Origin of the sequence: Microbacterium sp. BF1 (genome assembly GCF_019279095.1) — a bacterium.
Classification (GTDB): domain Bacteria; phylum Actinomycetota; class Actinomycetes; order Actinomycetales; family Microbacteriaceae; genus Microbacterium; species Microbacterium maritypicum.
This window is the reverse complement of record NZ_JAGYWT010000262.1, coordinates 1-3,390: the sequence shown is the minus strand read 5'-3', so window position 1 is coordinate 3,390 and position 3,390 is coordinate 1. Positions and strand designations below refer to the sequence as shown.

Annotated in this window: 4 protein-coding genes; 3 read left to right on the top strand and 1 reads right to left on the bottom strand. The window is 68.8% G+C overall.

The window, feature by feature from the left end:
* Positions 1 to 111 precede the first annotated feature (111 nt).
* Positions 112 to 480: a molybdopterin-binding protein gene (locus KZA10_RS10080; protein WP_218682793.1), complete on the bottom strand. Its 369-nt coding sequence runs from the start codon at positions 478 to 480 to the stop codon at positions 112 to 114.
* 141 nt (positions 481 to 621) lie between these two features.
* On the opposite strand from KZA10_RS10080, the gene KZA10_RS10075 reads away from it, so the two are divergent.
* The 3 genes from KZA10_RS10075 to KZA10_RS10065 form a co-directional block, all read left to right on the top strand.
* On the top strand, positions 622 to 2,010 hold the full coding sequence (locus tag KZA10_RS10075) for a D-alanyl-D-alanine carboxypeptidase family protein (protein ID WP_256934682.1): 1,389 nt from the start codon (positions 622 to 624) through the stop codon (positions 2,008 to 2,010).
* Positions 2,011 to 2,095: 85 nt separating this feature from the next.
* Entirely contained in the window at positions 2,096 to 3,010 is a 915-nt protein-coding gene (locus KZA10_RS10070; protein ID WP_218682792.1) for a triacylglycerol lipase, read from the top strand.
* 4 nt (positions 3,011 to 3,014) lie between these two features.
* Positions 3,015 to 3,390, top strand: a 376-nt coding sequence (locus KZA10_RS10065) for a ThiF family adenylyltransferase (RefSeq protein ID WP_218682791.1), incomplete at its 3' end; no start/stop codon positions are given.

The window sequence follows — 3,390 nt, the reverse complement described above, 5'->3', positions numbered from 1 at the left end:
TGTCGGTGACTCCCTACGTCAAGGAGACGGGCGGACGACCTCGTGTTGCGTATTCGCTTCGAGCAACGGAGATGAAGCCAGCTCCCAAGACGCGAGGAAACGAGTGATGAGCTATCCGCGTTCCGTCACGGATGCGGTGGCGAGCGAACCGACCTCGAGCTGGAGTTCGCGCACCGCTTCGGACGAGATCAGCGAGACGACCCTATGCGGTCCGGATTGGATGTCGATCTGTGCCATCAACCCGTCGACCTGCACCCGGGTGACGATGCCGACGAAGCGGTTGCGGGCGCTGGAGAGCACGTCTCCGGCCTTCTTCGCCTCCTCCGCGAGGGCGACGGCTCGCGCCGCGACGGCATCCCCGGGGATCTCGGCCGGAACCGCATCGGTGACCGGCAGCAGCCCCTGCTCGATCCATCGACGGACCGTGTCGTCGCTCACCCCGAGCAGCTGCGCGGCACGGGCGATCCGGTAGGTCTGCATGAAGTGAATCTACCGCAGATACGGAGATATCCATCGATAATCTCCGACTCTGCGACTCTGCGTGGCCGATCACTCCCCTCCCACACGCCGCGGTCCCTGTGTCCCCCGAATGGCCGATACCGCGTGCGTCGGATGTCCGACATGATGACTATCACCATGACGGCACCGAATCCACCGGCGGACGACCTGTCCGACTTCGCCGAGCTGATGACGCACGAGCAGGAGTTCCTCTCCCCTCGTGATCTCGTCGATCCGGTAGTCCGCCGAAGGCGCAGGCGCCGGGGTCTCATCATCACGGCGGTCTGCGTCGTCCTGTTGCTGGCCGCGACCGGCGGTTACGTCGGGTGGGCTCTCACCGCTCCCGTCGGTGCGCCCACTATGACCACACAGACACCGCAGGCCCCGACCGTCGGTGCGGCGTCGGTCGCCACGCCCCCGGTCGGCGCATCGGCGATCAGCGTCTCCGGCGCGGACGCCTACCTGGGCGAGTCGGCGAGTGGAATCTGGACGTCGAGCGGCACCGGCGAGCCGCTCCCCATCGCGAGCATCACGAAGCTCATCACCGCGTTGGTCATCCTCGAGGCCTCCCCGCTCGCCTCCGCAGAAGACCCCGGACCGACGATCACGTTCGACAAATCCGATCACGACCTCTACGACAGGTACTACGTGATGGGGGCGACCATCGCCCCCATGCCCACCGGCACCTCGATGTCGCTGCGCGATGCCCTGGCCGCCATGCTGATCCCCTCGGCGAGCAACTACGCCGAGGCGCTGTCATCCCGGATCTTCGGATCGCAGAGCGCGTTCCTCGGCGCGACGCGCAACTGGCTCGCCGCCCATGGCCTGACGGGCACGACGATCACCGAGCCCACGGGGATCAGCCCCCGCAACACGAGCACGCCCGCCGACCTCATGGCGATCGGGAAGCTCGCCGCCGCGAATCCGGTGATCGCTCAGATCGTCGCGACCCCATCGATCTCACTCCCCGGCGCCGGCCCGCTCAACAACACCAACGGCCTCCTCGGAACCAGCGGCATCACGGGGTTGAAGACCGGCAGCCTCGGCGAGGGCACCTACAGCCTGCTGTACACCGCGACCCTCGTCGTGGGCACCACCGACCCTCTCGCGGTGACCGGTGTCGTGCTCGGAGGACCCTCGCGCGAGTCGGTGAACGCCAGCGTGATCGCCACTCTGGACAGCGTCCGCGCCGGTTTCCACCAGGTGCCGGTAGCGACCTCAGGACAGGAGATCGGCACGATCTCGACGCCGTGGGGCGACACCGCGCGACTGGTCATCGGAGAGGCGGCATCGATCTTCACCTGGTCGGACACGCCGATCACCGTGACGATGGACATCGAGACTCCGCCGACCTATCGGGACGGCTCGGTCGTGGGGAGCGTCACCTGGACCGCGGGCCCGAACACCGTCACCGCCCGGGTCCAGATCAAAGGCAGCATCGACTCGCCGTCCGAGTGGTGGCGACTCACCCACCCGTCCGAGCTCGGCTCGATGACGGATGCCGCGCGCTGAGGCGACACGGGCGATCCGATCGACCGTCGTCAGGGCACCCGCGTTCTGCCCTATCCTGACCGCGTAGGTCTTCGGAAGGAACACCATGGCGGATGCTGTCGTTCTCGTATCGGGCGGTGCTGCAGTGACACCGTTCACGGATCCCGACCGCGCCAGCGGGTCGGGCCTCGCCGCCGGCAACACGCTCACCGCCCTTCGCGCTCATCTTCTCGAGCGTGGCGCTGCGGTCTTCACCGCACCCGCCCGCATCGGAGACGGCGAGGTCAGGGAAGACGCCGGGTGGCAGGGTTTCGCTGATGCGCCCGTCGTGCTGCCCGCGGAGATGACCGTCAACGCGGTCGGCGGGATCGACGAGGGCGGTGCCCGCTTGGCCGCATTCCTGCGGTGGCTCGGCGAGGAACACGGCTTCACCGACGTCGACCTCGTCGCGCACTCGATGGGCGGGCTGTTCTCCCGCGCGGCGATCCGCCATCTGCAGGGGGCCGGACCGTCGGTGCATCGACTCCTCACCCTCGGGACCCCGTGGGAGGGTTCGCTGCTCGGCGATGTGCTCACCGGCGAGATCTCCGCGGACGAGGCCGCCGGCGACGAGGGGACCGCCCAGATCCTGGAGAGATCGCGCAGCTACGCCGCCGAGAACTCGCAGGGCGCTGCCGACCAGGTCTCGCGCCGGTTCCTTCGGGAGTGGAATGCGACGCAGGTCGGGGTGCTCGACACGATCGCCGTCACCGCGATCGGCGGCGGGCACTTCCACTCGGCGTCCGAACCGCTCCAGCTGTGGCCGCACGACGGGCTCGTGTCGCAGCGGAGCGCTCGGGCGGACGATGTGCCGAGCGAGGTCCTCCCCCGCGCTGTCCGTCACAGCTTCGACGACGACGTGCACAGCATCTTCTTCGCCGACGCCTTCGGCCTGCCGTGGGAGCGGGCGCTCACCTGGGATCCCGAGGTGTTCGCGGTCGTCGACGATGCGCTCCAGGCCAGAACCGGGGGCATACGCTGAACCCATGCAGCCCCTCGTCGCCCCGGTCGCCGCGCTGGACCCCGAAGAACTCGTCCGCACGGCCCGGCACGCGGTGCTCTCCGGCATCGGCGAAGAAGGTCAGCGCCGCCTCAACGCCGCGCATGTCACGATCATCGGCGCGGGAGGGCTCGGCTCCCCCGTCCTGCTCGCCCTGGCCGCCGCGGGAATCGGCACCATCACGGTGATCGACGACGACATCGTGGAGCTCACCAACCTGCAGCGCCAGCTGGCGCACCGGGTGGAGGACATCGGAGCCTTGAAGACCGCATCCGCCGCGCGCGCCATCACCGCCCTCGCTCCGCAGACCGTGGTGACCCAGGTGCCCGAACGCCTCGACGCCGTCAACGCCGAACGCCTGC